Raw genomic sequence first — 25,684 nt, forward strand, 5'->3', positions numbered from 1 at the left:
CTGAGCCCACCCGTCGCAGAACGCCAAATCAGGGACTCCAGTGAATCTCCAGGGGGTAATGCAAAAAGGCGCGGATCGGCATTTCCAGCGGATCGTTGCCCGCCAAGGCACGGCGCAGAGTGTCAACCTTGGCCTCACCGGCAATCACCAGCAGTTGCAGGCGTGCCGCCTTCAACAGCGGCGCGGTCAGCGTCAGGCGATCGCGCGGCTCGTCCGGCGCCTGCATCGGCAGACAGCGGCGCGGACAGTCGGGATTGAGCGCAGCGGCCAATAACGGACTGCCCGGAAACAGCGAAGCGGTATGCCCGTCTTCGCCCATGCCCAGTACCAGCACGTCGATGGGCTGCGGCAGCTCGGCCAGCGCCGTATCGGCCAGTTCCGCGGCCTCCTCAAGCGTGGCGCCTGGCTGGTACACACCGATAAAGCGCGCCGCCGCAGCGGGCCCTTGCAGCAGATGAGCGCGCACCAGCGTTTCGTTGCTGACGGCATCGCCGGGTGCTACCCACCGCTCGTCCGCCAGGCTGACCACGACACGCGACCAGTTCAGCGGCTGGGCGGCCAGGCTGGCAAAGAAGTTCAGCGGGCTGCGGCCGCCGGACACCACCAGGCTTGCATACCCGTGGGTATCGATGGCTTCGCGCAGCGCTTCGGCCACCCCAGCGGCCAGGCTCTGCGCGCAACCCTGGGCATCGCTATGGCTATGCGCCGGCACATCGACCGGCAGATCCAACTGATAGATCACGGCAACTCCTGTTCGACTGAAAGGTTCGGCAACCGCGCCTTACATTAGCATGCAACATTTTATAGGCCCTGCTAGCGCAACTGATCCAGCTCGGCACTGAACACGCTGGCGCCCTGCTCCGCGCAGCTGAACGCTGCCCGCATGAAAGTAAACAGTTCACGACCACTGCCGATCCCCAGCCCCTGGGGCGCCAGCGCTGGCGCGCGCGCCTGCCATTCGGCGGCGTCGACCTTCACCTCGACGCACCCGTTGTCGCCATCGACGCGGATCAGGTCGCCGTCGCGCAGCCGCGCCAGCGGTCCGCCATCGCAGGCTTCCGGATACAGATGAATGGCCGCCGGCACCTTGCCGGAAGCGCCGGACATACGCCCGTCGGTAACCAGGGCCACGTGATAGCCGCGATCCTGCAAGACGCCCAGATACGGCGTGAGCTTGTGCAGTTCCGGCATGCCGTTGGCTTTCGGACCCTGGAAGCGCACCACCGCGACCACATCCTGATTCAGATCGCCCGCCTGAAACGCTGCGGCCAGTTCGGCCTGGTCGTTGAACACCCGCGCCGGCGCCTCGACCACGCGATGCTCGGGCGCCACGGCGGAGACCTTCATGACGCCGCGGCCCAAATTGCCCTGCAGCAGGCGCAGCCCACCCTCGGCGGCAAAGGGCCGCTCGACCGGGCGCAGAATGGCTTCGTCCAGGCTGCGCTCGCTGCCGACCCGCCAGGCCAGACGCTCACCGTCCAGGTAGGGTTCCTGCACATACCGGCTGAGGCCATGCCCGAGCACGGTGTTGACGTCTTCATGCAGTAACCCGGCATCCAGCAGGGTACGAATCAGGAAAGGCGTACCGCCCGCCGCGTGGAAATGATTCACGTCGGCGCTGCCGTTGGGGTAGATGCGGGTCAGGCTGGGCACCACCGCGGACAGCTCGGCCATGTCCTGCCAGTCGAGTTGGATACCGGCGGCGCGGGCAATTGCCGGCAGGTGCAGGCTGTGGTTGGTCGAGCCACCCGTCACGTGCAGCGCCACGACCGCATTGACGATGGCCTTCTCGTCGAGCACCTCATACAGCGGCAGGTAATCGCCGCCGTGACGGGTCAGGCGCACCGCCTGATGAGCCGCTTCAGCGGTCAGCGCATCGCGCAGCGGCGTGTCCGGGTTGACGAACGAGGAGCCGGGCAGCTGCAACCCCATCACCTCCAGCATCACCTGGTTGGTATTGGCGGTGCCATAGAAGGTGCAGGTGCCGGGGCTGTGGTAGGACTGCATTTCCGAGTCCAGCAGCTGCTCGCGGCTGGCCTTGCCCTCGGCATACAGCTGGCGTACCGCGGCTTTTTGCGGGTTGGACAGCCCCGAGGTCATCGGCCCACCGGGCACGAACAGCACCGGCAGGTGGCCGAAGCGCAGCGCGCCGAGCAGCAGGCCGGGCACGATCTTGTCGCAGATGCCCAGGCACAGCGCGGCATCGAACAGGTTGTGGGACAACGCCACGGCGGTGGCCATGGCAATCACTTCGCGACTGGCCAGGCTCAGCTCCATGCCGGCTTCACCCTGGGTGACGCCGTCGCACATCGCCGGCACACCGCCGGCGAACTGCCCCACCGAGCCGATGTCGGCCAAGGCAGCCTTGATGATGTCCGGGAAACGCTGGTACGGCTGGTGGGCGGAAAGAATGTCGTTGTAGGCCGAAACAATGGCCACATTCACTTCGCCTGGGAGCCGCAGGCGCTGCTTGTCAGTCGCCGAACATCCGGCCATGCCATGGGCCAGATTGGCGCAGGGCAACGTGTCGCGGCGCGGCCCTTGGCTGGCCGCCGCACGCATTTGCTCGAGATAGCGCGTGCGGGTCGGCCGACTGCGTTCGATCAGCCGTGCGGTGACTTCTAGAACCCGGGAATGCATCGTCGACTCCTGTGAAGATACTCAGTCGAGACTACCGCAGATTCGCGAGCGATTGGGTACAAGGCGTCGTTTCGCGCTGCGGGAGGCCCGCCCGTCCTGTGGACGCGGGAGCGTCGGCAGCGGCGTTACCACGCGTAGCGTGGGAACGATCCGTGCCGGTAGTGTGATGTCGGTGGCTACTCGCGCTCCAGCTGCGGCTCCTCATCGTCGAACGGGTCGAGTTCATCATCTGGCAGCCCTTCGTCCAGATCATCCAGCTCGTCCAGCAACAGGTCGTCGAAATCGGTCTTGAGGCCCTGCTCCATGGTGTCCAGTTCGGCGAGCAGGCTGCGAAAGCTGGTTTCGCGGGCCGGCTCGGCCTCCGCATCTTCACCCAGCGCGGCGTCGGCGCGGGCCTGCAGGCCGGCTGGCACGGGCAGGTCATCATCCTGTACCGGGCGTACCTCCGGCTCCATTTCCCGCAACTCGGCCAACGGTGGCAATTCGTCGAGACTTTTCAGGTTGAAATGATCGAGAAACGCCTTGGTGGTCGCCAGCATGGCCGGACGACCCGGCACCTCACGATGGCCGACCACGCGAATCCACTCACGCTCGATCAACGTCTTGACGATCTGGCTGTTGACCTGCACGCCGCGAATATCTTCGATTTCGCCACGGGTGATGGGTTGCCGGTAGGCGATCAGCGCCAGGGTTTCCAGCATGGCGCGCGAATAGCGCTGCGGACGCTCCTCCCACAGTCGACCCACCCAGGGCGCGAGACGTGTGCGCACTTGCAGGCGATAACCGCTGGCGACTTCCTTGAGCTCGAAGGCGCGCCCGCTACAGGACTGGGCCAGGACTGCCAGGGCGCTGCGCAGCAAGCCGGGCTCCGGCCGTTCACTCTCCTCGAACAGCTCACTCAACTGATCCAGCGACAGCGGTTTGCCCGCCGCCAGCAACAGGCCTTCCAGCAGGACAGCGAGGTCCTTTGGGTCGGAAAGATTCATCGACTACTCGACTCGCGCGCGAACATGAATGGGAGCGAAGGGCTCATTTTGCACCAGCTCGGCCAGCGATTCCTTGATCAGCTCGAGCACCGCCATAAAGGTCACCACCACACCAAGGCGGCCCTCCTCGATGCGGAACAAGCTGGCAAAGGGCACGAACGCGCCGCCTTTCAGGCGTTCCAAGACCTCGCTCATGCGCTCGCGGGTGGACAGCGCTTCGCGGGTCACCTGGTGGCTTTCGAACATGTCGGCACGGCGCATCACCTCGGCCATGGCCAGCAATACCTCTTCCAGGGCCACATCAGGAAGGAGTTTGCGCGCCCGCGCCTCGGGCGCTTCCAGTTGCGGCACATGCACCTCGCGACCGACCCGTGGCAAGACTTCCATGTCTTCAGCGGCGGCCTTGAAGATCTCGTATTCCTGCAAACGGCGGATCAGCTCGGCGCGCGGGTCGTCTTCCTCTTCCTCGCTTTCGCCACTGCGCGGCAGCAGCATGCGCGACTTGATCTCGGCCAACATGGCGGCCATCACCAGGTATTCGGCGGCCAGCTCTAGGCGCACGCTTTTCATCAGCTCGACGTAGCCCATGTACTGGTGGGTGATTTGAGCCACCGGAATGTCGAGAATGTCCACGTTCTGTTTGCGGATCAGGTAGAGCAACAGGTCGAGGGGACCCTCGAAGGCTTCGAGAAACACCTCCAGGGCATCCGGGGGAATGTACAGATCCTGTGGCAGCTCGGTGAAGGCCTCGCCATACACCAGCGCCAGACGCAGTTGCTCGGGCTCGGCGGGCAGCGCCTGGACGACAGGCTCGGCAACGGTGGAAACATCCTGCATGAAGTGCTCGCTATGGGGAGATGAACGCCAGACGACTCAATCGCGGTCCTGGAACGGCGCCGGATCCCCGCACCCCGTGCGCAGCACCTGCGGCCGGTCATCCACCAGACTGACCACCGTGGAAGCCTCCTGACCACCGAAGCCGCCGTCAATGATCAGATCGACCTGGTGTTCGAGAATCTGCCGCATTTCATAGGGATCGCTCAGCGGCAGCTGCTCGCCGGGCATGATCAGACTGGCACTCATCAGCGGCTCGCCGAGTTCTTCCAGCAGGGCCTGGGCAATCGGATGGCTGGGCACCCGCAGGCCGATGGTGCGGCGCTTGGGGTGCAGCAACATGCGTGGCACTTCGCGGGTGGCATTGAGAATGAAGGTGTACGGCCCGGGCGTATGTGCCTTGAGCAGGCGGAACGCTCCGGTATTGACCTTGGCGAACACCCCCAGCTGCGACAGGTCGCAGCACAGCAGGGTGAAGTTATGCTTGTCGTCCAGCTGACGCAGGCGGCGGATACGCTCCACCGCGCTTTTATCGCCGAGCAGACAGCCCACCGCGTAGGCCGAATCGGTGGGGTAAACGATCACCCCGCCATCGCGCAGGATGCCCACGGCCTGTTTGATCAGGCGCAGCTGGGGATTTTCCGGGTGAACCTGGAAGAACTGACTCATGACACCTCCCTGTTCAGAGGGCAGTAATAAGGGACTGGTCATTGGCAAAACGTGCCCACAGAGGTGGCAGGTCATCCGGAAGCGGCCGGTACAGGCCCAGCTCGGCCCATTGGCCGGGCGCATGAAAATCGCTCCCCACACTGGCCAGCAGGCCGAACTCACGTACCAGGATCGACAGGGTTCCTACCTGCTCTGCCGGCTGCATGCCGTTGACCACTTCCAGCGCATGTCCACCCGCGGCTATAAAGTCCATGACCAGGCGGCGGCGCTTGCTACGCGTGAAATCGTATTGGTACGGATGCGCCAGGCTGACCCAGGCGTTGGCGGCGCGCAAGCTGCCGACCGCGTCTTCGAGGCTCGGCCAATGCTGTTTGACGTCGCCCAGCTTACCGCTGCCCAGCCACTTGCGAAACGCCTCGGCTCGGTCGCGGGCATGCCCGGCGCGCACCAGAAATTCCGCAAAATGCGGACGGGCCGGCGCGTTGCCGCTGTCGCCCAGTTCCTGTTGCACCGCCCGAGCGCCTTCCAGCGCACCGGGCATGCCTTTGATGGTCAAGCGCCGGGCAATTTCCTCGGCGCGGGCCCAGCGGCCGTGGTGCAAATCGGTGATGGCCTGGCACAGGGCCGGTGCATCCAGGTCAAAGCCATAGCCGAGAATATGGATGGTCGCCCCGCCCCAGGTGCAGGACAGCTCAACGCCGTTGATCAGCTGCATGCCCAGCTGTTGGGCGGCCTGGCGTGCCTCATCAAGGCCTTCGAGGGTGTCGTGGTCGGTCAGGGCCAGCATGTGCACGCCGCGCTCATGGGCGCGCGCCACGACCTCTGCCGGAGGCAGCACGCCGTCAGAGGCGGTGCTGTGGCAGTGCAGATCGACTTTCAGGGTGCCGCTTTCGCATTCATTCATGTTTGCTATTATGCCGGCCCGACCCGCCCTTGGCTGCCGACGTGAAACAACTCATCGATTTCATTCCACTGATCCTCTTCTTCATCGTCTACAAGCTCGACCCGCGCACCGTCGAGTTCGCCGGCCAGAGCTTCGAACTGGGCGGTATCTTCAGCGCCACCGGCGTCCTGATCGCCAGCTCGGTGGTCGTCTACGGTTTAATTCTGCTCGTACAGCGCAAGCTGGAAAAAGGGCAATGGCTGACGTTGCTGGCCTGCCTGGTGTTTGGCGGCATGACCATCGCCTTCCACAGCGAAACCTTCCTCAAGTGGAAAGCGCCAGTGGTCAACTGGCTGTTCGCCGCCGCCTTTGCCGGCAGTCACTTCGTCGGCAAGCAACCGCTGATCCAGCGCATCATGGGCCACGCCATCAGCTTGCCCCAGCCCCTGTGGACGCGCCTGAACATCGCCTGGGTGATGTTCTTCCTGTTTTGCGGCGCCGCCAATTTGTTTGTCGCGTTTACCTTCCACGAGTTCTGGGTGGACTTCAAAGTGTTCGGCAGCCTGGGCATGACGCTGCTGTTTCTGATCGCCCAAGGTGTGTTCCTCGCACGCCACATGCATGATAGTGCTCCCGAAAACAACAAGGACTGAATATGCTCTACGCCATTATCGCCACCGATGTACCCGGCACCCTGCAACAGCGCCTGGCCGCCCGCCCTGCGCATCTGGCCCGTCTGCAACAGCTCAAGGACGAAGGCCGCCTGGTACTGGCCGGCCCGCACCCGGCCATCGACAGCAGCACGCCCGGTGACGCCGGCTTCACCGGCAGCCTGGTGGTTGCCGAGTTCGAATCACTCAGCGCTGCCCAAAGCTGGGCCACTGCCGATCCCTATGTCGAGGCTGGCGTCTATGCCGGTGCGGAAGTGAAGCCGTTCAATAAGGTATTACCGTAACCGCCCGTCTTCCGCCGTACTTTTCTGGACAGCCACTGGATAGCGTGCAATGAGCGAACTGCTGCTGATCGACGACGATCAGGAACTCTGCGACCTGCTGGCTACCTGGCTACGCCAGGAAGGTTTCGATGTCCAGGCCTGCCATGACGGGCAAAGCGCCCGCGTCGCCCTGGCTCAACGTCATCCGGCCGCGGTGGTGCTGGATGTGATGCTGCCCGACGGCAGCGGCCTGGAGCTGCTCAAGCAATTGCGCGTCAATCATCCCGACCTTCCGGTGGTGATGCTCTCTGCCCGTGGCGAACCGCTGGATCGCATCCTCGGCCTGGAGCTGGGCGCCGACGACTACCTGGCCAAACCTTGCGACCCGCGCGAACTTACCGCCCGTCTGCGCGCAGTGCTGCGCCGCACTGTCGCGCCCGCCATCACCAGTCAACTCGAACTGGACGACCTGTGCTTCAGCCCAGCCCGGGGCGTGGTTACGCTGGGTGATCGCGAAGTCAGTCTGACCGTTTCCGAAGGTCGCCTGCTCGAAGCGCTGCTCAAGCAGCCCGGCGAGCCGGTGGACAAGCAGGAGCTGGCGCAACTGGCGCTGGGCCGCAAACTGACCCTATATGACCGCAGCCTGGACATGCACGTGAGTAACCTGCGCAAGAAGTTGGGCCCACACCCGGACGGCAGTCCACGTATCCTGGCGCTGCGCAGCCGAGGCTATTACTACAGCCGCGGCTGAACCGGCCGGCACTCAGGTCGGCTTTTGCAAGTGTGCCCTGTCTGCTTCGCATCCTTTACGCTGCCTTTACCCTCGCCTGACCGCGCCTGACCTTGATCTCCCTAAACTGGCCACATCCGGAACACGCCGGGAATCGAAACGAGGAAGTTATCATGCGCAAGACTTTGACCGCCCTGCTGATCGCCGCCGTTCTGCCCACCATGGCCCTGGCCATGCCCAACGAGGAATCGCAACAGGGTCCGAAACACAGCCAGCACCACCGTCACCATGGCGCAAAAGCCTTTCATGACCTGGACCTGAGCAAGGATCAGCGCCGCGAGATCGGCAAGGTTATGGGCGAGCAAATGAAGCAGCGCCATGACATCCATCAGCGCTACCTGGACAAGCTGCCGGCCGCCGAGAAGCAGGCCATGCAGAAGGACCTCAAGGCTAACCAAGACAAGAGCCAAAAAGATATCCGCGCCGTGCTGACGCCCGAGCAGATCAAGCGCTTCGAAGAGCGGCAGAAGAAAATGACAGAGCGCCGCGCCGAGCGCGCCGAATTCAAGGCCTGGAAGGACGCCAAGGATCAAAAGGCTCAATAATCGCCATCCAATCGTTGTCATCCGCACCCGCCCGGCTCCGCCTTGGCGGGTGTTGTCGCTTAAGGAGAAGTTAGCGTGCGTTCACTGTTCTGGCGTGTATTTGCCAGCTTCTGGCTGGCCATTGCCCTGGTTGCCGGATTGTCCCTGCTGCTCAGTCGCACGTTGGATCGGGACGCCTGGGTGCTCAGCCAGCATCCGGTGATCAAAAACCTTGCAGCAGACTGGACCCGACACTACGAAACCCGTGGGCTTGACGCCGCCCAGCGTTATCTTGAAGAGTTGCGCCAGCAACAGCGCATCGATGTTCAGGTATTCGGCGAGAACGGCGAGCCCCTGATTGAAGGGACCTTTCCGCGTCGCGCCGCCGCGCTCGAGGAGCGCCACAGCAAACGCGAACGTCACCTGCCGTGGCGGCGCCTGACCAGCGAATACATCAGCCCCATCAGTGGTGAAACCTTCCTGTTCCTTTACCGCATTCCGCGCACGGAAGTGGCAGCCTGGCACCGCGAGAGCCTGTTCGGGCCATTGAGCGCGCTGAGCATTGCGCTGGTGGTACTGACCTTGTTCAGCGTGCTGCTCACCCTGTCGATCACCCGTCCGCTCAACCGTCTGCGCGGCGCCGTGCACGACCTCGGTCAGACAGCGTATCAGCAGAACAGCCTGGCGCAGCTGGCGGGCCGGCATGATGAATTTGGCGTATTGGCACGCGACTTCAACCGCATGGGCGAGCGTCTGCAAGGTCTGATCGGCAGCCAGCGCCAGTTACTGCGCGACGTTTCCCACGAGCTGCGCTCTCCCTTGGCGCGTTTGCGTATTGCCATCGCCCTGTCCGAACGTGCCACTCCCTCTGAACGGGAAAAACTCTGGCCACGCCTGACCCAGGAATGTGACCGCCTGGAGGCGCTGATCAGTGAAATTCTGGCCCTGGCCCGCCTCGATGCCGAACCCGGCGCCACCCACCCTATCGACCTGAGTGCGCTACTGAGCAAGCTGCGTGAAGATGCGCGTCTCGCAGCCCCGGAGCAGGAGGTGCGTATAGAAGTGCCCGGCACTCTACGCCTGCAGAGCTGGCCAGACCTGCTCGAGCGTGCCCTGGATAATTTGCTGCGCAATGCCCTGCGCTTCAATCCATCAGACCAGCCTATCGAGATCACCGCCGAGCGCCGCGAGCAACGCGTGCTGGTGAGTGTGCGTGACCATGGTCCCGGTGTATCGCCTGAGCATCTGGCCCAGCTGGGTGAGCCGTTCTACCGAGCCCCCGGACAAACCGCAGCAGGCTACGGCCTAGGCTTGGCCATCGCCCGCCGCACCGCTGAACGGCATGGCGGCACATTACACCTGTCCAATCACTCCGACGGCGGCTTTGTCGCCACGCTGGAAATCCCGGATACGCAGCCGGGATAAGAATCTGCCCCAAGAGGTCTTGACTGCCGAGCGGGTGCTACCCAGCAAGACGCTGATAACTCAGCGATACACCCCTCTCCGGCGCCTGCCCATGAGCAACGAACCGAGCATGAGCAGCATGCTTTCCACCACCAGGGCCAGCAGCAAGGCGCAGGACAACCCCCAGGCGATGGCCGCTGGGTCGAGCATGATCTGGTAACGGAATGCAGCCAAGGTCTCGGCCCGCAGCTTCGGGTCGGCAGCGCTGACGACATGCCAGGCGCGCGCATACCAACTGCCTTGCATGGCCTGCCATTCGCGCTCCAGCAAGGCGGCACGCCCGACCAGGTAACTGACACTGGCGGCATCACTGCGCATCACCGGATCGTCGCTGTTGCGGTAATGGGCGACCAGCTTGTCGAGATCGCTGACGAAGAAGCGCCGCGCAGTGTCGCTGAAGCCTGAAAGACTTTCGGCGGACTCCAGGCGGTGCGCGTCGACCCGCTGGGCATAGGCATCAATAAAGGCCGGTACCTGCACCCCCGCCAGCAAGCCAAAGGCAAACAGCAGTAAACGCAGGTAACTTCGCAGCATGCAGGGCCTCTATGCCTTGCCGTCGGCGATGCGTTCGCCACGGCGCCACAATGTCCAATCACCGGGCTGGTGCTGAATCCATTTTTCGTTATCCGTCAGGGCGTCGGTGGCCAGTACGGTCACCACATCGTCCGGCGTGGTTTCCGCCTGGAAGTCTACGGTCAGATCAGCGTCCTTGAGCCGCGCCGGGCCGAAGGGCGCGCGGCGAGTGATTTCCACCAGCTTGGTTGAGCAGAAACTGAACAACCAGTCGCCATCGCTGAGCAAGCAGTTGAACACGCCCCTGTCACGATACTCGGCGCAGACGCTGACTAGTACCGGCAGCAGCATCTGCACGGCGACCGGCTCGGGAAACGCACGGCGCACGCGATTGAGCAGATCGCAGAATGCGGCTTCGCTGTCGGTATCGCCGACCGGCGAATACAGGCCGGGCTCGGGCGTGAAGTCCACCAATTGTCCGTTGTGGGCGAAGCACCAGTTACGCCCCCACAGCTCACGGGAAAACGGGTGCGTATTGGCCAGGCAGACCTGGCCAACATTGGCCTGGCGAATATGGCCGATCACCACCTCGCTCTTGATCGGATAGCGCTGCACCAGGCGCGCCACCTCAGAATCAATGCTGGCGGCCGGGTCCTGGAACAGACGCAGCCCGCGCCCTTCATAAAAGCCGATACCCCACCCATCGCGATGCGGCCCGGTTCGCCCGCCACGCTGCATCAACCCGGTGAAGCTGAACACGATATCGGTGGGCACATTCGCACTCATGCCGAGCAATTCACACACAGACATTTCCCTCTCTCGCTCAGCCCTTACAGGCGTGGCTCGATCCGCGCCGGCCGCAGCCGCTCTTGTTCGAGTATTTCGCGCAGGGTGGGCTCCGCCGCTGGGGAATCAGTCGGACGCTCGGTAGGCGCAGCCGAAGCCTGGCGCTTTTGCCACCAGCGCTTCAGCAACCAGCGCAGGGCGACAAAAACCACGTACACGACAAATGCGATCAGTCCATACATGGACACGTCCGCCACTGCTCGCCAGACACTGTCACCGACCTTGAACAATAGATCCAGGGCAGCGATGGCAACCGCCGGCGCCAGCATCTCCCGCGCCGGATCGACCAGAGTCGGCGTGAACAGCAAAATCGCCACCGCCAACCACAACGGCTCACGCAGCCAACGCCACATCCAACGCGTCATCCGTACCCACACCAGCAGTAAACCCAGTGCGGCAATCGCATAGATTGCCCACGCGAGCAGGTAGTCGTTCTCAAACATTGATCTTTGGCCCGGGGAATGGGGGCGCTTATGATAACGACTTTTCCGCGCCCCGGCTTCCCGTTGGCGCGGCCATTCGCCACACGAGATTTCGCGCATGAGCCAAGCCCCCATCGCCCGCATCGACGCTGCGAGCAGCGACCCCTATCAGTGGCTGGAGCACCGCGACAGCGAAGACGTGCTCGCGTACCTAAACGCTGAAAACGCCTACACCGAGGCGTGCCTGGCCGAACAGGCCACGCTGCGCGAAGCCTTGTTCGAGGAGATCAAGGGGCGTATCCGCGAGACTGACCTGTCATTGCCGGCCCCCTGGGGTCCCTGGCTGTATTACCAGCGCACCACGGCCGGCGACGAATACGCCCGTCACTACCGCTGTCCGCGCCCCGCCGACAATTCTCTGACAATTGATGTTCAGAACGAACAGTTGCTGCTCGATCCCAATGCACTGGCTGCGGGTGGTTTTTTGTCCCTCGGCGCGTTCACTATCAGCCCCGATCACCGCCTGCTGGGTTACAGCCTGGATACCAGCGGAGACGAGATCTATCGTCTGCTCGTCAAGGATCTCACCAGCGGTGCAGTGCGCGAACTGCCCTTCGATGACTGCGACGGCAGCATGACCTGGGCCAACGACAGCCAGACGCTGTTCTTCGGTGAGCTGGACGAAACCCATCGCCCCCACAAGCTGTACCGTTACCGCCTGGATGAAAGCGAACCACAGCTAGTGTTCAACGAGCCGGACGGGCGCTTCTTCGTGCATTGCTATCGTTCAAGCTCCGAGCGGCAGCTGATCCTGGCCAGCGCCAGCAAGACCACCAGCGAAGTCTGGGTGCTCGACGCCAGCCAGCCGCATGATGCGTTCGTCTGCATGGCACCCCGCGAAGAAGACCATGAATACGATGTCGACCACGGCTTGCTTGACGGACAATGGAACTGGCTGATTCGTAGCAACCAGACCGGCATCAACTTCGCCCTGTACCGCGCGGCGCAAGACGCCCCCAGCCGCGCGCACTGGCAGGAGCTGCGCGCTCACGATCCCCAGTGCATGCTTGAAGGCATCGACCTCAACGCCGACGGCTACGTGCTGAGCCTGCGCGAAGGCGGTCTGCCGACTCTGCAGGTGCATCCCCAGGATGCCACCCCGTATCGCGTGGAATTGCCAGATGCTGCCTACAGCCTGCACGTGCAGGACACGCTGGAATTCGCCAGTCCGGTAATCCGCCTGCGCTACGAGGCGCTCAACCGACCCGCTCAAGTGCGTCAACTGGAACTGCTCAGCGGCCGGCAGCAGGTCCTCAAAGAAACCCCGGTGGAAGGCCCGTTCGATGCCGATGCCTATGAAAGTCGCCGCGTGTGGGCCACGGCCGCGGACGGCACGCGCATCCCCATCAGCCTGGTAGCGCGCCGCGAGGTACTAGCGGCCGGTCAACCCGCGCTGCTCTATTTGTATGGTTACGGCGCCTATGGCGAGAGCCTGGATCCCTGGTTCTCCCATGCCCGCCTGTCGCTGCTTGAGCGCGGCTTTGTTTTCGCCATCGCCCATGTGCGCGGTGGCGGCGAGCTGGGCGAAGCCTGGTATCGGTCCGGCAAACTGGCACACAAGGCCAACACCTTTGGCGACTTCATTGCCGCCGCCGAGCAGTTGATTCTCGACGGCTATACCTCGCCGTCCCGCCTGGCGATCAGTGGCGGCAGCGCGGGTGGACTGTTGATGGGCGCGGTGCTCAATCAACGCCCGGAACTGTTTGCGGCGGCCATTGCCGAGGTGCCTTTCGTCGATGTGCTGAACACCATGCTCAACCCTGACCTGCCATTGACGGTCACCGAATACGACGAATGGGGCAATCCCAACGAGCCCGAGTCCTATGCGCGAATCAAGGCGTATGCCCCGTATGAGAACGTGCGTGCCCAGGATTACCCGGCGCTGCTGGCCGTCGCCGGCTACCACGACAGTCGCGTGCAGTATTGGGAGGCGGCCAAATGGGTGGCCAAGCTGCGCGCCACCAAAACCGACAACAATCCGCTGCTGCTCAAGACCGACATGGGCGCTGGCCACGGCGGCATGAGCGGCCGCTACCAGGCCTTGCGCGATGTTGCGCTGGAATATGCCTTCCTGTTCAAGGTGCTGGGTGTTGAGGGCTGAAAAGCCAGCCTTCCAAGGCATATCGAGTTTCACACCTCGGCGCTTGGCCGCCGCTGCCAAACGCTGAGGACGCGGCTAGGCCACCTTCTCCCCAGGGTCCTTGCCTTGCGGGTCTTGGTGTTCGATCACCGCATTGAGCTCGGCGCCGAACAACAGCACGGCGGCTGAAATGTAGAAGTACATCAGCATCACGATGATCGCGCCGATGCTGCCGTAGGTCGCGCTGTAATCGGCGAAATTCTGCACATAGACACCGAAGCCCAGCGAGGCAGCGATCCACACCAGCACCGCGACCAGCGACCCCGGGGTTATGAACCGAAACTCCTGCTTCACATCTGGCGTGACGTAATAGATCACCGCCACCGCCACAATCAGCAACAGGATCGCCACCGGCCAGCGCAACCAGGTCCAGAGGATTACCAGGTACTCCTCGAAACCCACCAGCCCCGCCAGCCGCCCCATCAGCGTGGGGCCAACCACCATCAGCGCGGCCGCCGAGAGCAACATCAGGGCGATACCCAAGGTATAGAACGTGGAGAGCGGGTACAGCTTCCACATCGGGCGACCTTCAGGTACGTCATAGGCGCGGTTCATCGCCACCATCATCGAGCGCACCCCGGCCGAAGCCGTCCACAGGGCGATAAGAATGGCGAAGGAAAACAAACCGGCCTTCTGCGACTGAAACTGCAAAATGACTTTATCGACTTGCTCCATTGCCTGTCCGGGCAGCAGGAGGGCGGCCTGCTCACGCAGCCAGTCGAAGAATGGCTGCAGATCAAAGAAGCTGATCAGCGCCACCAGAAACAGCAGGAATGGAAACAGCGAGAACAGCGCCTGAAACGACAAGGCTGCCGCATAGGTCGGCATTTCATCCTCACTGAATTCCTTCAAGGCGCATTTGAACAGCTGGACGATGCCCATCCCGCGCAAATCCAAAGCGAACATGCTTATTCCTTTCGGCAAACCTGTCGCAGGGGTAGACGACCGGGACAAGATGAAGTTTCCCGCAGCCGAGGGGCGGAGATTGCGTCTGTTCCAGATAAAGCTGCAGCCTGTCGTTAAGCTCGAACGCTCACCAACGCCTGCAGTCAGCTGAGAGTAGCCAACCCGCTGGAGACTCCCGATGAACTATGACCAAACTGATCAACCGACGCCCAACGTACAGGGCTTCGAACGTACGGCTTCAATCGTGGGCGGTATCATGCTGCTGGGTTGTGGTATTCGCAAAGGAGGGCTCGCCGGGCTGCTCGAAATGGCCTTGGGCGGCATGGCGATTGCCCGCGGCGCGACTGGGCAGTGCGCCATGAAGCGCGCGCTCTGTCAGGCCTGTGCCAAGGGGGAATGTGGGGAACATAGATCGCACAGGCACTCGGGCGAGGCTGGCGAGGGCCTGTCCTCGGGAACCGGTTCAGGCTCCTCCGGTACTCGCTCAAGCACCACTACTGGCTCCACTTCAGGTACTGCCTCAGGCTCTGCCTCTACTACTGGTGGCACTCCCTCGGGTAATGCCTTCAGTTCCCCATCAGGTAATGCTTCGGGGACCACTTCTGGCACATTCTCAGGGAGCGAGCCAGGCAGAGACAACCCGTCGACACCGTCAGGTGGCGCCAAAACACCCTGATCGTCCACACAGCAAAAAGCCCCCGGCGCAACCGCTGCCGAGGGCTTGTTGTGAATCAGTCCATCACATGATTCATGCTGGAAGCAAAGAACCGCTGAGCCGTTGACGCGATTAGTCGATCGTCGCTGCCAGCTTCTCCCACTCCTTGGTTTCTTTCTTGGAAACACCACCGAGCAACTCAATGGCTTGGCGCATCCGGAAACGGGAAAGATCCGGCCCAAGAATTTCCATGGCATCCAGCACCGACACCGAACTCGCCTGCCCGGTGATGGCCGGGAAGATCAACGGCATTAGATCGCGCAGCTTGAGATCGAGTGCCGCCGCCACGGTCTGGATGATCGCGGTGATGTTGTCCTTGTTCCACTGGCGCAAGCCTTCCAGCTTCCAAAGAAGCAACTGCAGCACTTGCCGGACCTGATCCGGCGAGAGCTTTTTATGCTCGAACAGCTTGGCATCCAAGGGCACCGCGCCCGAGAAGAAGAAGCTGGCCAGCGGAGCAATCTGACTGAAGGTCTCGACCCGGCCCTGCACGTGCGGGGCGATCTGCATCAGGTATTCAGGATTCAGCGCCCACTTTTGCACCTCGGCCGCGAAACGCTCCACTGGCAGTTCACGCAGCCATTGACCGTTGAGCCAAGACAGTTTTTCCAGATCGAAGATCGGTCCACCGAGGGAAACACGACTGATGTCGAAGTGCTCGATCATTTCCGTCAACGTGAACTTCTCGCGCTCGTCGGGCATCGACCAGCCCATGCGGCCCAGGTAGTTGAGCATGGCTTCCGGCAAAAAGCCCATGCGTTCGTAGAATGTCACCGAAGTTGGATTCTTGCGCTTGGACAGCTTGCTCTTGTCCGGATTACGCAGCAGCGGCATGTATACCAGTTGCGGCTGCTCCCAACCAAAATATTCATACAGCTGGATCAGCTTCGGCGCCGAGGGCAGCCACTCCTCGCCACGCAGCACATGGGTGATGCCCATCAGGTGGTCATCGACTACGTTGGCCAGAAAATAGGTGGGCAGGCCATCGGTCTTCATCAGCACCTGCATGTCCATGCGATCCCACGGAATTTCCACCTCGCCGCGGAGCAGGTCCGGCACCTTGCATACGCCTTCGGTCGGCATCTTCATGCGGATCACGTGGGGCTCGCCGGCGGCAATGCGCTGCTGCGCGTCTTGCGGGGCGATGTGCATGCAGTGACCGTCGTAGCGCGGAGTTTCCTTGTTGGCCATCTGTTCGGCGCGCACCTGATCGAGGCGCTCAGCGCTGCAGAAGCACGGGAAAGCATGGCCCTTGGAAACCAACTCATCCGCGTACTTCTTATAAATTTCACCCCGTTCGCTCTGACGATACGGACCGTGCGGGCCGCCCACATCCGGGCCTTCGTCCCATTCGATACCGAGCCAGCGCAGCGCATCATAGATCTGCTGTTCCGACTCCCGCGTCGAGCGCAACTGGTCGGTGTCCTCAATGCGCAGGATGAATTGACCGCCATGCTGGCGGGCGAAACACAGGTTGAACAACGCGATATAAGCGGTGCCGACGTGCGGATCGCCAGTAGGCGACGGCGCGATACGGGTACGAACGGTGGTCATGGCGACTCTCGAAGCGGAGGATGAATCAAGCGCGGGATGTTAGCAGTGCGAACAATCAGGCTCCAGCAGGAGCCAAAAAGAAAGGGCGTCATCGTTGAATGACGCCCCTTATTTTTCATCGGGTACAAGCAGGACTTACGCCCTATTAATTGCTTCCGGCACCGGGGGTATCGACCAAGAGCGGATAAGCGTGCTGTTGCTTTGGCCGGAGCAGATGACGCACCAGGGCACCGAATACCCCGAGCATTCCGCCCAGCACCACGCCCAACACCAGAATCAACAGCTTTTTGGGTTTGATCGGCCGACGCGGCTCAGTTGCGACCTGATCGAGCGTGACCAGTTGTAACGCATTGGTATCAATGCGCAGGTTGCGCAGACGCGCCTCTTCCGCATGCCAGGCGGCCAGATCGGTAAGGAACAGGTCTTCGTTCTCACGCAGCTTGAGCACTTCGATTTGCCGATTGCTTTCCAGCAATTGCAACTCCTTGGTGATCTCCGCAATGCGCGGCTCGGTAAAGTCATCCGATTTGCGCTGCAGCAACGTCTTGCGCTCCGCCTCCAATGCCTCGGCACCCATGAAATACAGCGGAATCTGCTGATTATTGACTTCGGTGCGCACCACGCTGCCCTGGCTCACTCGCTGATCCTGCCCCAACGCGGATGGCGTCGTGGGCTTGCTGATGCCCAGCGACTTGGCAATGTGAATGGCCTCGCCCAACTGTTGAATCCGGTTTTCGCGACGGGTCTTGAGTTGCTGACGCAGTGCAGTCAACTCGTCTTGCAGCACGACGCGCTTGAGCTTGTCGGCTTCGGTGAGCTGGACAATGCGCGCTTCCTTGCTGGTTTCATAGTTCGCCCGAGCCGAAGTGATGTTCAGTTGCAGGTTTTTCAGACGGTTCTGGATGATGGCCTGCAAATCCCGACCAAGCCGCTCGCGTTCGCGCTGAATCGCATAAGCTACCAGGCCATTGACCACCGACACACCGTCAATGCCGTGCGGATAGGTCAACTGAATACCTAAGTAGGGGCTGAGGGTATCCGCCTTTTTGGGATCAGGCATCTGCATGGCGAAAGACGTTTCGTTAAAACGCTCAAAGGCCTGCTCAAGGGTTTGTCCTTCTCGGTCCAGCGACGCGAACAGCTGAGGATTGCTTTTGAAGTAACCCAGCCGGTTTTCATACGAATCCAGCGCAGCGCCGATGCGACTGAGGGCTGCTGAAGGGCTTAATTCATAGATACCGGTGCGATTGAGCTCATCCAGATCTTTAATGAGTGCGGGACGCATAACACTTTGTACCTGATAGACAGGAGTTGCCAGAAAGGCATAAATCCCTGCAAGAAAAGTACAAGTTCCGGCAATCAGCGCGATTAACAGCTTTTGCGTCCAGAGCGACCTAAGCAGCTCGACCAGATCGATTTCATCGTTCTGCGAGAAGTTTTTTGCGGGCAAAACTAAATCAGTCACTACAAAATTCCATCTTCCAAGTGCCTTTCCAGCCAGGCACGCTCCAAAAAACTGCCGCATAAATGTGACAAACATCACGCAGCGCATTGAAGCGCGGAATTCTGACCGAAAGAAACTAATTTTGGAAGAGACGATCTAAGTGCGTCAGCTTTTATACCTGAAGCACTTAATACCAGTTGATGCGGGTTGGCACCCTGTTTCCGACATCATAATTTTACACGAGGCCGTGTCAGATTCCTGACCAAGGCAATGAATACACCAAGCATTCCCCCAAGCACTGCCCCTAACGCCAGAATCAATGTCCGCTTAGGCTTGAGACGATTCAAGGGCTGCTGGGCCGGCTGATCCAGTCGGGCCAATTGCAAAGTTGAGGCGTCAAAATTAATGCCATCCAAGCGCGCCGCCTCCTCACTCCACACCGCAAGCTCGTCGAGATAAAGATCTTCGTTTTCGCGCTGCTTGAGCACCTCGACCTGACGATTATGCTTGAGCATATCCAGTTTCTTTTGCAGTTCGCTGATGCGCGGCTCTATGAAATCATCACTGGCTCGTGCTTGTAACGCCTCACGTTCAGCACTAAGAGCAGCGACTCCCATGAAATACAACGGAATTTCACGGCTATTGATTTCAGTACGTACTCCCCCTCCAGCCGATGAACTGGACATCGCCGAAGGCGAAGTCGGCGTGCGAATCCCCAGGGATTTGGCGATCTGGATGGCTTCATCCAGTTCCTTGATTCGGTTTTCGCGACGCATTTTCAGACCATCACGCAGCGCACGCAGCTCATCCTCAAGCAAGGCACGCTCCAGAGCGGCCTGCTCGAGCAAGCTGGCTATCTGAGCATTTTTGCTGGCCTGATAACTAACGCGGGCCGCTTCGATCTTCTGTTCCAGATTGGCCTTGCGGTTAGCAATCAGGACCTCGAGATCTTGTGAAACTTGCTTGCGCTCCTTTTCCAGAATCTTCGCAACAAAGCCGTTCACCACCCTGACCCCGTCCATATTTTCGGGATAGGTCAACGCCAAGCCAACGTACTCGCCTTGATCCTTTTTGGGATCCGGATAAAGCATTGTGAAAGATTGGGCATTGAACTCTTCGAACGCTTGCTCTTGGCTTCGGCCTTCCCGGGCCAGATCAGCAAACAGATCAGGGTTTTCACGAAAGAACTCCAAACGCTCGCCGTAAGAGGACAAGCCTGCCGAAACCCGGCGCAAGGCATCACTCGGCTTGAGTTCGTACACACCCGTACTGTTCAAAGCATCGAGCATACCCATCTCAGTGGGACGCAGGATGCTTTGCACCCGATAATAAGAGGTGGCCGTGAAGGCATAAATAGCCGCAATCAGGGTGACCAGCGCCGCAACCCCAACGATCAGCCAGCGCTGGCTCCAGAGGGATCGGCACAAATCCAGCAAGTCAATTTCGTCATTATTATTCTGTGTGGCTCGCATAGGCGTGTTTTGCATTATTTGCGGACTCCAAAAACAACGAACTGGTTTACCTCCTTGCTACAAACCAGTATTCAAAATCTGAATCTGCTGCTCTTGCCTGCAGATCACTAAGGATGCGCTTAGACTCTAAGCCAGCCTGGGCAGTTCAACTATTTTCAGCAAAATTCTTTTGCCAAAACAATGACACTATTCACGCCAAGCTCTTGGCGCATGCAACCAATAAGCCAACTATCTATTTATTCAGGGGAAGGGTAGTGAAGCTGCAAGCGAAGGACTGCTAAAGCGAGGCGATTTGGAAAGCGGCGAGACGCTGATCACTTATCCTGACTCAATTGCTGAGCCAATTGCCGTTGGCAAGCAGACATCTCCCGCCGTGTATTCCGCAAGCGCATGCGCAAACGAGCAAGACCAATGCTGCTCAGCAGTGGCCCGACTAACAGACCAGCGAGGAAACTCAGCACAAGAAAAGTGGCCAAGGGCAGCATTGCCGTGCTTTGTCCGAACAGTGTCAGCGCAACCAGTTGGCGGTTTTCTAGGATGAAAATAACGATAAAGAGGCCAGCCAGCAAGGCGGCAACACCCACCAATATACGTCTGATGATGTTCACGAGAAGGATCCTCAGCTAGCTGGGGGTAGCAGGTTATTCGTCTTCATTCACCCGATCACGCAATTCCTTACCGGGCTTGAAGTGCGGCACGAATTTGCCATCCAGGCTGACGGACTGCCCGGTCTTTGGGTTTCGACCGACCCGTGGGGCGCGGTAATGAAGAGAGAAGCTGCCAAACCCTCTAATCTCGATTCGATCCCCGGTGGCCAGAGCCTGTGACATCTGCTCAAGCATGGTCTTGATGGCCAGTTCGACATCTTTCGACGAGAGCTGCCCTTGTTGCGTGACAATCCGTTCGATCAACTCCGACTTGGTCATGGTTTTCCCTTCTTTTTCAAGCGGCTAGACCAACATTTGCAATTGGTTTTAGCATGCTGAACAGAATTTGAACAGCCCAGGCCGAGTTATTGGAAAAGTGATGATCGGGAATGGCGACGCAGGCACGGCCTTGCGTCATTGCAAAGCTGTGGCCTGGTTTGCGACGGTAAGGTTATTCGATCTCGCGGCGAAACGGCGGTAACGCATTGAGAATCGCCTTGCCATAGCGCTGGGTAACCACACGGCGATCCAGTAAGGTGATGGTGCCGCGATCCTGCTCTGTACGTAACAGACGACCGCACGCCTGGACCAGCTTGAGTGAGGCATCCGGCACGGTAATTTCCATGAAGGGATTGCCGCCACGCGCCTCGATCCATTCGGCCAAGGCCGCTTCAACCGGATCATCCGGTACTGCGAAAGGTATCTTGGCGATCACTACGTGCTCGCAATAGGCACCGGGCAAGTCGACACCCTCAGCAAAGCTGGCCAAACCGAACAACACACTTGGCTCGCCATCATCAACCCGCGCCTTGTGCTTGTTGAGGGTCTCCTGCTTGGACAGGTTGCCCTGGATCAACACCCGCTTGCGCCAGTCCCGCTCCAGGCCATCGAACACGTCTTGCATTTGCTTGCGCGACGAAAACAGCACCAGGGTGCCGTGCGCACCGTCCACCAGGCGGGGTAATTCGCGAATGATCGCTGCGGTATGTGCGGTGGCATCTCTCGGGTCCGCCTTGAGATCAGGCACGTGCAAAATACCGGCATCGGCATGGGCGAAGGGGCTGGGCACCACGGCGGTAACAGCAACGCGGGGCAGGCCGGCACGCATGCGAAAACGTTCGAAGCTGTTCAACGCCGTCAGCGTCGCCGACGTTATCAGGGCGCCATGGGCCACATTCCACAGGTTACGGCGCAAGGTTTCGGCGGCCAGAATCGGGCTGGCGTTGACCTCGATGTCATACAGCGCGCCCGTTTCAGCCAGGGTCAGCCAGCGTGCCATGGGGGGGCTGTCTTCGGGATCCTCGACGGTGAAAGCGGTCCACAGCTCCCAGTTGCCTTGGGCCCGACTGAGCAGGCTACCAAACAGCGGATACCACTCCTCGGCCTGGGCACTGCTCAGGCCGTTGCCGGGTTCGTCGTCCATGGATTCCTTGAGCAGTTCGGCGATCCGGGTGAACAGGTCGGTAAGTTTGGCAAAGCCCTTTTTCAGTTCACTACCCAGCTCGATCAAGTGCTCTGGAACTACGCCGCCGACAAAACGATGGCGCGGCCGTTCGCGGCCTTCCATGTCCTCGCCGGTCTTGAAGTCAGCCAACTGTTCGCAGGCGGCAAACATGAATTGCTGCTGGCTGCGCAGCTCACGGGCCAGTTCCGGCACACCTTCGATCAACCGGCCCAGTTCGCCAGGCAAAGGATGCTGAGCAAGCAGTTTGGCGAGATTCTTCTCTACCTGGCCGAGCCAGTCAGCAGTGGAGCGCAAGCGTGAAAAGTGGGCAAAATGATTAATAGCCTTGTCCGGCAAATGGTGGCCTTCGTCGAAAACGTAGATCGTCTCGCGCGGGTCCGGCAACACCGCGCCGCCGCCCAGAGCCAGATCGGCCAGCACCATGTCATGGTTGGTGACGATCACGTCGACCTTGGTCATGCCTTCGCGAGCCTTGTAGAAACTGCACTGCTGAAAATTCGGGCAATGCCGGCCCGTGCATTGGCTGTGATCGGTGGTCAGTCGCGACCAGTCAGTATCGGCCAACTCCTGCGGCCAGCTGTCGCGGTCGCCATCCCAGCGGTTGCCGGCCAGCTTTTCGATCATCTGGGTGAACAGTTTCTGGCTGGCTTCGTCTACATCAAGCTTAAAGCCTTCCTCTTCGAACAGTTGTGCTGTGGCACTTTGTGCATGCCCTTCCTGTAGCAGCAGGTCGAGTTTGGACAGGCACAGGTAACGGCCACGGCCCTTGGCCAGCGCAAAGCTGAAGTTCAAGCCACTGTTGCGCATCAGGTCCGGCAAGTCCTTATGGACGATCTGCTCCTGCAGGGCCACGGTGGCGGTGGCGATTACCAGGCGCTTGCCGGCGGCCTTGGCGGCGGGAATCGCGGCCAGGCTGTAGGCCACTGTCTTACCGGTACCGGTACCGGCTTCCACGGCAACGATAGCCGGCTCGCCGTCCCGGCGTCCTTCATCATCGGTGCTGATGGTGCCAAGCATTTTGGCCACTTCGGCAATCATCAAACGCTGGCCGTAACGGGGCTTGAGGCCCTTGGCTTCAAGAAAGCGGGTGTAGGCGCCCTGAATCTGGGACTTGAGTTCGGTGCTGAGCATGGGCGCGGAGCTGTATATATTTTCAGTGTTTCACAAGGGACCGCTATGATAGCGCGCCCCATCCATCAGCGGAGATTTACCGATGAGTTCGTTTGCCTTGCTGTACGCCTTGCATCTGCTAGCCGCCCTGATCTGGGTAGGGGGCATGTTCTTCGCCTGGATGATCCTGCGCCCGGCAGCCGGCGCTGTCTTGCAGGCACCGGAACGTTTGGGGCTGTGGGCCGAGGTCTTTCCGCGTTTTTTCCACTGGGTGTGGGGAGCGGTGGTCATACTTCCCGTCACTGGCGTAGGCATGTTGCATCTGCGCTTCAGCGGTTTCGAAACAGCACCGACTTATGTACACCTGATGATCGGCCTGTACCTGGCCATGCTGGCCCTGTTTTTACGCGTCAGCCTGTTGCAGGTCCCGCAACTGCGGCGCGCCGTGACGGAGCAGAACTGGTCGGCGGGCGGCGCTACGCTTGGTCACATACGGCGCCAGGTAGGCGTGAACCTCATGCTCGGCTTGGCACTGATGGCCATTGCTGGCGCCAGACCACTGCTGTAACCGCCTTCCGGGCAAGCTCCTCGCCAGCGACGGGGAGCGCTGCCCGGATGGCAGCCATCACTGCATCTGCGCTTCGACGGCAGCCTCGACGCGGCGGTTGATAGCGCGACCTTCTTCGGTCGCGTTATCCGCCACTGGACGCGCCTCGCCATAACCGATGGCATCCACACGTCCGCCTTGTACGCCGTACTGGTTGACCAGCACTTCACGCACAGCCATGGCCCGACGCTCGGAAAGCTGCTGGTTATAACTGTCGGTACCCACCGAGTCGGTGTGTCCTTCCACCACCGTGGTGGTCTGTGGGAACTGCTTCATGAATTCCGCCAGATCGCGGATATCATCAAAACTACCCTCCTTGACCACCGCCTTGTCGAAGTCGAACTTAACATCCAGTTCGACCCGGACCGTTTCTGCGACCGGCTCAGGAGCAGGCTCCGGAATCGGTTCAGGCTCGGTATAGGCCACGACCTCTTCGCCCTGACCGTGCACCCAGCAGTAGCCCCCCGCAGTAACCGCAGCGACGAGCGCACCCCAGCCCGCATAGCTGCTGCTTTCAAAAGCACCCAGCGCCGCACCAGTGACACCACCGAGGGCTGCACAGGTAGGCCAGTCACTTTTTTGTACGCCCGCGCAACCGCTCAGCACGCCGGTTATTACCAACAACGGTACCGCTTTCCTTACGATGCTCATGGATGCCTCCTGATGAATCGGCTCGAACCGATACCCAGCAGTTAAGACAGCGCAACGGAAGTACGCTAGGCGAGATGTTTCACCGCCCCGAGCCATGGATACCCCCGGCACTTCAATACTCCGCCGGGCCGCATCTTGTTAGTCGAGAACAGGCTCCTCGAGGTTCCCTGCAAAGTGGCCGGCGCGCATATTCGGGGCCTTCGCGCAGCAGCGACTGGTTGCGCATTCCTTGCAATGGTTAATTGGGATACAGTCGCTGGCCAAACAATCAACCGCATCCGTACTGAATCACTGGTGGCAACCATGAGTCCCGCCTGCCCCTGCGCCAGTGGCCTGCCACTGGCAGATTGCTGTAGCCCTTATCACACTGATATTCCGGCGCCCAGTGCCGAACTGTTGATGCGCTCGCGCTACAGCGCTTATGTGCTGGGTTTGATTGACTACCTGGTGGACACCACGCTACCAGCCCAGCAAGCCGGACTGGATCGCGCCGGCATGGCGGCCTGGAGCGCGCAAAGCGTCTGGCTAGGGTTGGAAGTGGAAAACGCTGAAGTACTTGGCGGGCAGCCCGAACATGCCTTTGTCAGCTTTACCGCGCGCTGGCACGACGGCGAGGGCGAACACCATTCCCATGAACGCTCCGCCTTCGTTCAACACCAGGGCCGCTGGTATTTTATCGACCCCACGGTGCCACTTAAGGCGGGACGCAACGACCCCTGTCCCTGTGGCAGTGGGGAGAAATTCAAGAAGTGTTGCGGCCCGTTTGTTTAAGCGGTGACCCGCACTCGCAGCACTAATCCAGTACGCGCAAATGGCTACTGTCCGGCACGCTGGCCACTACCGGCTCGATCCGCTGTCCCAGATCGCTGCCCACGGGCAGCAATGCCAAGGCACTCACATGAATGGCCGGTGCCGTTGGCGACGGTGTGACGTCTTGCAAATCGGCTCCCACCGGCGCCAGCCCGAAATCCGGCGCTTGCACAGCACTGAAAGCCGCCATGTACTCGTCGCGTGGAACGACTTCGAGACGTCCCGGAGCTGGGACTGAGACCGACCTTGGCTGCGCCGTATACGCAGACTGCTCAATCTCCTGGGGTAGTTCAGCGTCTTGAGGACAGACCTCAGCCACCGCACCCGCCCGCGCCAGTGCCGCGCGGTATTTTTCCGCCGCCACCTCATCAAGGTTGTTCTTGATCACCACACGACGTCCGGAGAACAACGCCTCGATACGGGATTCATCAGCCTGGAACAGCTGTGCCAGATTCGCCCTGACTCGAGCGGGGTCGACTCCCGGTTGCAACCGACCAGCAAAAGCGACTTCATAGCGTTTCATCAGCCCACCTGGCCTATTCGTCTCGTTCGCAGTGCAGTATGGCGCAGCCTTTTCGCCCGCTACAATCGATTGCAG

General features: G+C 60.7%; 25 protein-coding genes and 1 pseudogene. 8 read left to right on the forward strand and 18 right to left on the reverse strand.

Annotated elements, in window-relative coordinates; translation table 11 throughout:
• Window positions 1–28: 28 nt before the first annotated feature.
• The 6 genes from pgl to H9642_RS13325 all read right to left on the reverse strand — a co-directional run bounded on the left by pgl (window position 29) and on the right by H9642_RS13325 (window position 6,009).
• Window positions 29–742, reverse strand: coding sequence for a 6-phosphogluconolactonase (gene pgl, locus H9642_RS13300; RefSeq protein ID WP_251836932.1), 714 nt, complete (start codon window positions 740–742; stop codon window positions 29–31).
• A gap of 71 nt (window positions 743–813) precedes the next feature.
• On the reverse strand, window positions 814–2,640 hold the full coding sequence (edd, locus tag H9642_RS13305; protein ID WP_251836933.1) for a phosphogluconate dehydratase: 1,827 nt from the start codon (window positions 2,638–2,640) through the stop codon (window positions 814–816).
• Window positions 2,641–2,816: 176 nt separating this feature from the next.
• The gene (gene scpB, locus H9642_RS13310) at window positions 2,817–3,626 is read right to left on the reverse strand and encodes an SMC-Scp complex subunit ScpB (RefSeq protein WP_251836934.1); all 810 of its coding nucleotides are present in this window, start codon (window positions 3,624–3,626) and stop codon (window positions 2,817–2,819) included.
• Between the two features lie 3 nt (window positions 3,627–3,629).
• The gene (locus H9642_RS13315) at window positions 3,630–4,463 is read right to left on the reverse strand and encodes a segregation and condensation protein A (protein WP_491016058.1); all 834 of its coding nucleotides are present in this window, start codon (window positions 4,461–4,463) and stop codon (window positions 3,630–3,632) included.
• A 36-nt stretch (window positions 4,464–4,499) separates the two neighbouring features.
• Window positions 4,500–5,129 (reverse strand): L-threonylcarbamoyladenylate synthase, encoded by a 630-nt coding sequence (locus H9642_RS13320; RefSeq protein WP_251836935.1) that lies wholly within the window; start codon window positions 5,127–5,129, stop codon window positions 4,500–4,502.
• 13 nt (window positions 5,130–5,142) lie between these two features.
• Window positions 5,143–6,009, reverse strand: a complete 867-nt coding sequence (locus H9642_RS13325) for a PHP domain-containing protein (protein ID WP_251837036.1) — start codon at window positions 6,007–6,009, stop codon at window positions 5,143–5,145.
• Between the two features lie 65 nt (window positions 6,010–6,074).
• Between H9642_RS13325 and H9642_RS13330 the strand changes: the two genes are divergently transcribed.
• From H9642_RS13330 to H9642_RS13350, 5 genes are all read left to right on the forward strand, one after another.
• Window positions 6,075–6,665: a septation protein A gene (locus tag H9642_RS13330; RefSeq protein ID WP_251836936.1), complete on the forward strand. Its 591-nt coding sequence runs from the start codon at window positions 6,075–6,077 to the stop codon at window positions 6,663–6,665.
• A 2-nt stretch (window positions 6,666–6,667) separates the two neighbouring features.
• A complete protein-coding gene (locus H9642_RS13335; RefSeq protein ID WP_251836937.1) occupies window positions 6,668–6,967 on the forward strand; it encodes a YciI family protein in 300 nt (99 codons plus the stop codon).
• Window positions 6,968–7,016: 49 nt separating this feature from the next.
• Window positions 7,017–7,697, forward strand: coding sequence for a response regulator transcription factor (locus tag H9642_RS13340; protein WP_251836938.1), 681 nt, complete (start codon window positions 7,017–7,019; stop codon window positions 7,695–7,697).
• Window positions 7,698–7,849: 152 nt separating this feature from the next.
• Window positions 7,850–8,281 carry an LTXXQ domain protein gene (locus tag H9642_RS13345; protein ID WP_251836939.1) on the forward strand — a complete coding sequence of 144 codons (432 nt, stop codon included), beginning with the start codon at window positions 7,850–7,852 and terminating at the stop codon, window positions 8,279–8,281.
• Between the two features lie 75 nt (window positions 8,282–8,356).
• Window positions 8,357–9,685, forward strand: coding sequence for a sensor histidine kinase (locus tag H9642_RS13350; RefSeq protein WP_251836940.1), 1,329 nt, complete (start codon window positions 8,357–8,359; stop codon window positions 9,683–9,685).
• A gap of 60 nt (window positions 9,686–9,745) precedes the next feature.
• Here the strand turns inward: H9642_RS13350 and H9642_RS13355 are convergent, their stop codons facing one another.
• Genes H9642_RS13355 through H9642_RS13365 form a run of 3 tightly spaced genes read right to left on the reverse strand, consistent with a single transcriptional unit; the run spans window position 9,746 to window position 11,526 of the window.
• Window positions 9,746–10,258 carry a DUF2937 family protein gene (locus tag H9642_RS13355; RefSeq protein ID WP_251836941.1) on the reverse strand — a complete coding sequence of 171 codons (513 nt, stop codon included), beginning with the start codon at window positions 10,256–10,258 and terminating at the stop codon, window positions 9,746–9,748.
• A gap of 9 nt (window positions 10,259–10,267) precedes the next feature.
• Complete coding sequence (locus tag H9642_RS13360; RefSeq protein ID WP_251837037.1) at window positions 10,268–11,041, reverse strand: class II glutamine amidotransferase; 774 nt, start codon at window positions 11,039–11,041, stop codon at window positions 10,268–10,270.
• A gap of 26 nt (window positions 11,042–11,067) precedes the next feature.
• Entirely contained in the window at window positions 11,068–11,526 is a 459-nt protein-coding gene (locus tag H9642_RS13365) for an MFS transporter (RefSeq protein ID WP_251836942.1), read from the reverse strand.
• A gap of 97 nt (window positions 11,527–11,623) precedes the next feature.
• Here H9642_RS13365 and H9642_RS13370 point away from each other — a divergent pair, with 97 nt between their 5' ends.
• The gene (locus H9642_RS13370) at window positions 11,624–13,666 is read left to right on the forward strand and encodes a S9 family peptidase (RefSeq protein ID WP_251836943.1); all 2,043 of its coding nucleotides are present in this window, start codon (window positions 11,624–11,626) and stop codon (window positions 13,664–13,666) included.
• 75 nt (window positions 13,667–13,741) lie between these two features.
• Here the strand turns inward: H9642_RS13370 and H9642_RS13375 are convergent, their stop codons facing one another.
• The 7 genes from H9642_RS13375 to dinG form a co-directional block, all read right to left on the reverse strand.
• Window positions 13,742–14,611 (reverse strand): YihY/virulence factor BrkB family protein, encoded by an 870-nt coding sequence (locus tag H9642_RS13375; RefSeq protein ID WP_251836944.1) that lies wholly within the window; start codon window positions 14,609–14,611, stop codon window positions 13,742–13,744.
• A gap of 787 nt (window positions 14,612–15,398) precedes the next feature.
• Window positions 15,399–16,880, reverse strand: coding sequence for a glutamate--tRNA ligase (gltX, locus tag H9642_RS13385; protein ID WP_251836945.1), 1,482 nt, complete (start codon window positions 16,878–16,880; stop codon window positions 15,399–15,401).
• A 145-nt stretch (window positions 16,881–17,025) separates the two neighbouring features.
• The gene (locus tag H9642_RS13390) at window positions 17,026–18,345 is read right to left on the reverse strand and encodes a Wzz/FepE/Etk N-terminal domain-containing protein (protein WP_251836946.1); all 1,320 of its coding nucleotides are present in this window, start codon (window positions 18,343–18,345) and stop codon (window positions 17,026–17,028) included.
• 206 nt (window positions 18,346–18,551) lie between these two features.
• Window positions 18,552–19,811, reverse strand: a complete 1,260-nt coding sequence (locus H9642_RS13395; protein ID WP_251836947.1) for a Wzz/FepE/Etk N-terminal domain-containing protein — start codon at window positions 19,809–19,811, stop codon at window positions 18,552–18,554.
• 299 nt (window positions 19,812–20,110) lie between these two features.
• A complete protein-coding gene (locus H9642_RS13400) occupies window positions 20,111–20,404 on the reverse strand; it encodes a lipopolysaccharide assembly protein LapA domain-containing protein (protein ID WP_251836948.1) in 294 nt (97 codons plus the stop codon).
• A gap of 33 nt (window positions 20,405–20,437) precedes the next feature.
• Complete coding sequence (ihfB, locus tag H9642_RS13405) at window positions 20,438–20,722, reverse strand: integration host factor subunit beta (RefSeq protein ID WP_251836949.1); 285 nt, start codon at window positions 20,720–20,722, stop codon at window positions 20,438–20,440.
• 172 nt (window positions 20,723–20,894) lie between these two features.
• A complete protein-coding gene (gene dinG / locus H9642_RS13410; RefSeq protein ID WP_251836950.1) occupies window positions 20,895–23,039 on the reverse strand; it encodes an ATP-dependent DNA helicase DinG in 2,145 nt (714 codons plus the stop codon).
• A gap of 82 nt (window positions 23,040–23,121) precedes the next feature.
• Between dinG and H9642_RS13415 the strand changes: the two genes are divergently transcribed.
• Window positions 23,122–23,586, forward strand: a complete 465-nt coding sequence (locus H9642_RS13415) for a CopD family protein (protein WP_251836951.1) — start codon at window positions 23,122–23,124, stop codon at window positions 23,584–23,586.
• A 57-nt stretch (window positions 23,587–23,643) separates the two neighbouring features.
• On the opposite strand, the pseudogene H9642_RS13420 reads toward H9642_RS13415, so the two are convergent.
• Window positions 23,644–24,003: pseudogene (locus H9642_RS13420) on the reverse strand (OmpA family protein); the annotation flags it as partial.
• A 576-nt stretch (window positions 24,004–24,579) separates the two neighbouring features.
• Here H9642_RS13420 and H9642_RS13425 point away from each other — a divergent pair.
• Complete coding sequence (locus tag H9642_RS13425; protein WP_251836952.1) at window positions 24,580–25,047, forward strand: YchJ family protein; 468 nt, start codon at window positions 24,580–24,582, stop codon at window positions 25,045–25,047.
• A 22-nt stretch (window positions 25,048–25,069) separates the two neighbouring features.
• On the opposite strand, the gene H9642_RS13430 is transcribed toward H9642_RS13425, so the two are convergent.
• On the reverse strand, window positions 25,070–25,609 hold the full coding sequence (locus H9642_RS13430) for a hypothetical protein (protein ID WP_251836953.1): 540 nt from the start codon (window positions 25,607–25,609) through the stop codon (window positions 25,070–25,072).
• Between the last annotated feature and the right edge of the window lie 75 nt (window positions 25,610–25,684).

Origin of the sequence: Serpens gallinarum (genome assembly GCF_014836765.1) — a bacterium.
Taxonomy (GTDB): Bacteria; Pseudomonadota; Gammaproteobacteria; order Pseudomonadales; family Pseudomonadaceae; genus Serpens; species Serpens gallinarum.

Bases quoted from the DNA above. Each gene is read 5' to 3' on its own strand.
- edd (WP_251836933.1), bottom strand. From the start codon at position 2,640: ATGCATTCCCGGGTTCTAGAAGTCACCGCACGGCTGATCGAACGCAGT.
- scpB (WP_251836934.1), bottom strand. From the start codon at position 3,626: ATGAATCTTTCCGACCCAAAGGACCTCGCTGTCCTGCTGGAAGGCCTG.
- H9642_RS13315 (WP_491016058.1), bottom strand. From the start codon at position 4,463: ATGCAGGATGTTTCCACCGTTGCCGAGCCTGTCGTCCAGGCGCTGCCC.
- H9642_RS13320 (WP_251836935.1), bottom strand. From the start codon at position 5,129: ATGAGTCAGTTCTTCCAGGTTCACCCGGAAAATCCCCAGCTGCGCCTG.
- H9642_RS13335 (WP_251836937.1), top strand. From the start codon at position 6,668: ATGCTCTACGCCATTATCGCCACCGATGTACCCGGCACCCTGCAACAG.
- H9642_RS13340 (WP_251836938.1), top strand. From the start codon at position 7,017: ATGAGCGAACTGCTGCTGATCGACGACGATCAGGAACTCTGCGACCTG.
- H9642_RS13345 (WP_251836939.1), top strand. From the start codon at position 7,850: ATGCGCAAGACTTTGACCGCCCTGCTGATCGCCGCCGTTCTGCCCACC.
- H9642_RS13355 (WP_251836941.1), bottom strand. From the start codon at position 10,258: ATGCTGCGAAGTTACCTGCGTTTACTGCTGTTTGCCTTTGGCTTGCTG.
- H9642_RS13365 (WP_251836942.1), bottom strand. From the start codon at position 11,526: ATGTTTGAGAACGACTACCTGCTCGCGTGGGCAATCTATGCGATTGCC.
- H9642_RS13370 (WP_251836943.1), top strand. From the start codon at position 11,624: ATGAGCCAAGCCCCCATCGCCCGCATCGACGCTGCGAGCAGCGACCCC.
- H9642_RS13375 (WP_251836944.1), bottom strand. From the start codon at position 14,611: ATGTTCGCTTTGGATTTGCGCGGGATGGGCATCGTCCAGCTGTTCAAA.
- gltX (WP_251836945.1), bottom strand. From the start codon at position 16,880: ATGACCACCGTTCGTACCCGTATCGCGCCGTCGCCTACTGGCGATCCG.
- H9642_RS13395 (WP_251836947.1), bottom strand. From the start codon at position 19,811: ATGCAAAACACGCCTATGCGAGCCACACAGAATAATAATGACGAAATT.
- ihfB (WP_251836949.1), bottom strand. From the start codon at position 20,722: ATGACCAAGTCGGAGTTGATCGAACGGATTGTCACGCAACAAGGGCAG.
- dinG (WP_251836950.1), bottom strand. From the start codon at position 23,039: ATGCTCAGCACCGAACTCAAGTCCCAGATTCAGGGCGCCTACACCCGC.
- H9642_RS13415 (WP_251836951.1), top strand. From the start codon at position 23,122: ATGAGTTCGTTTGCCTTGCTGTACGCCTTGCATCTGCTAGCCGCCCTG.
- H9642_RS13425 (WP_251836952.1), top strand. From the start codon at position 24,580: ATGAGTCCCGCCTGCCCCTGCGCCAGTGGCCTGCCACTGGCAGATTGC.
- H9642_RS13430 (WP_251836953.1), bottom strand. From the start codon at position 25,609: ATGAAACGCTATGAAGTCGCTTTTGCTGGTCGGTTGCAACCGGGAGTC.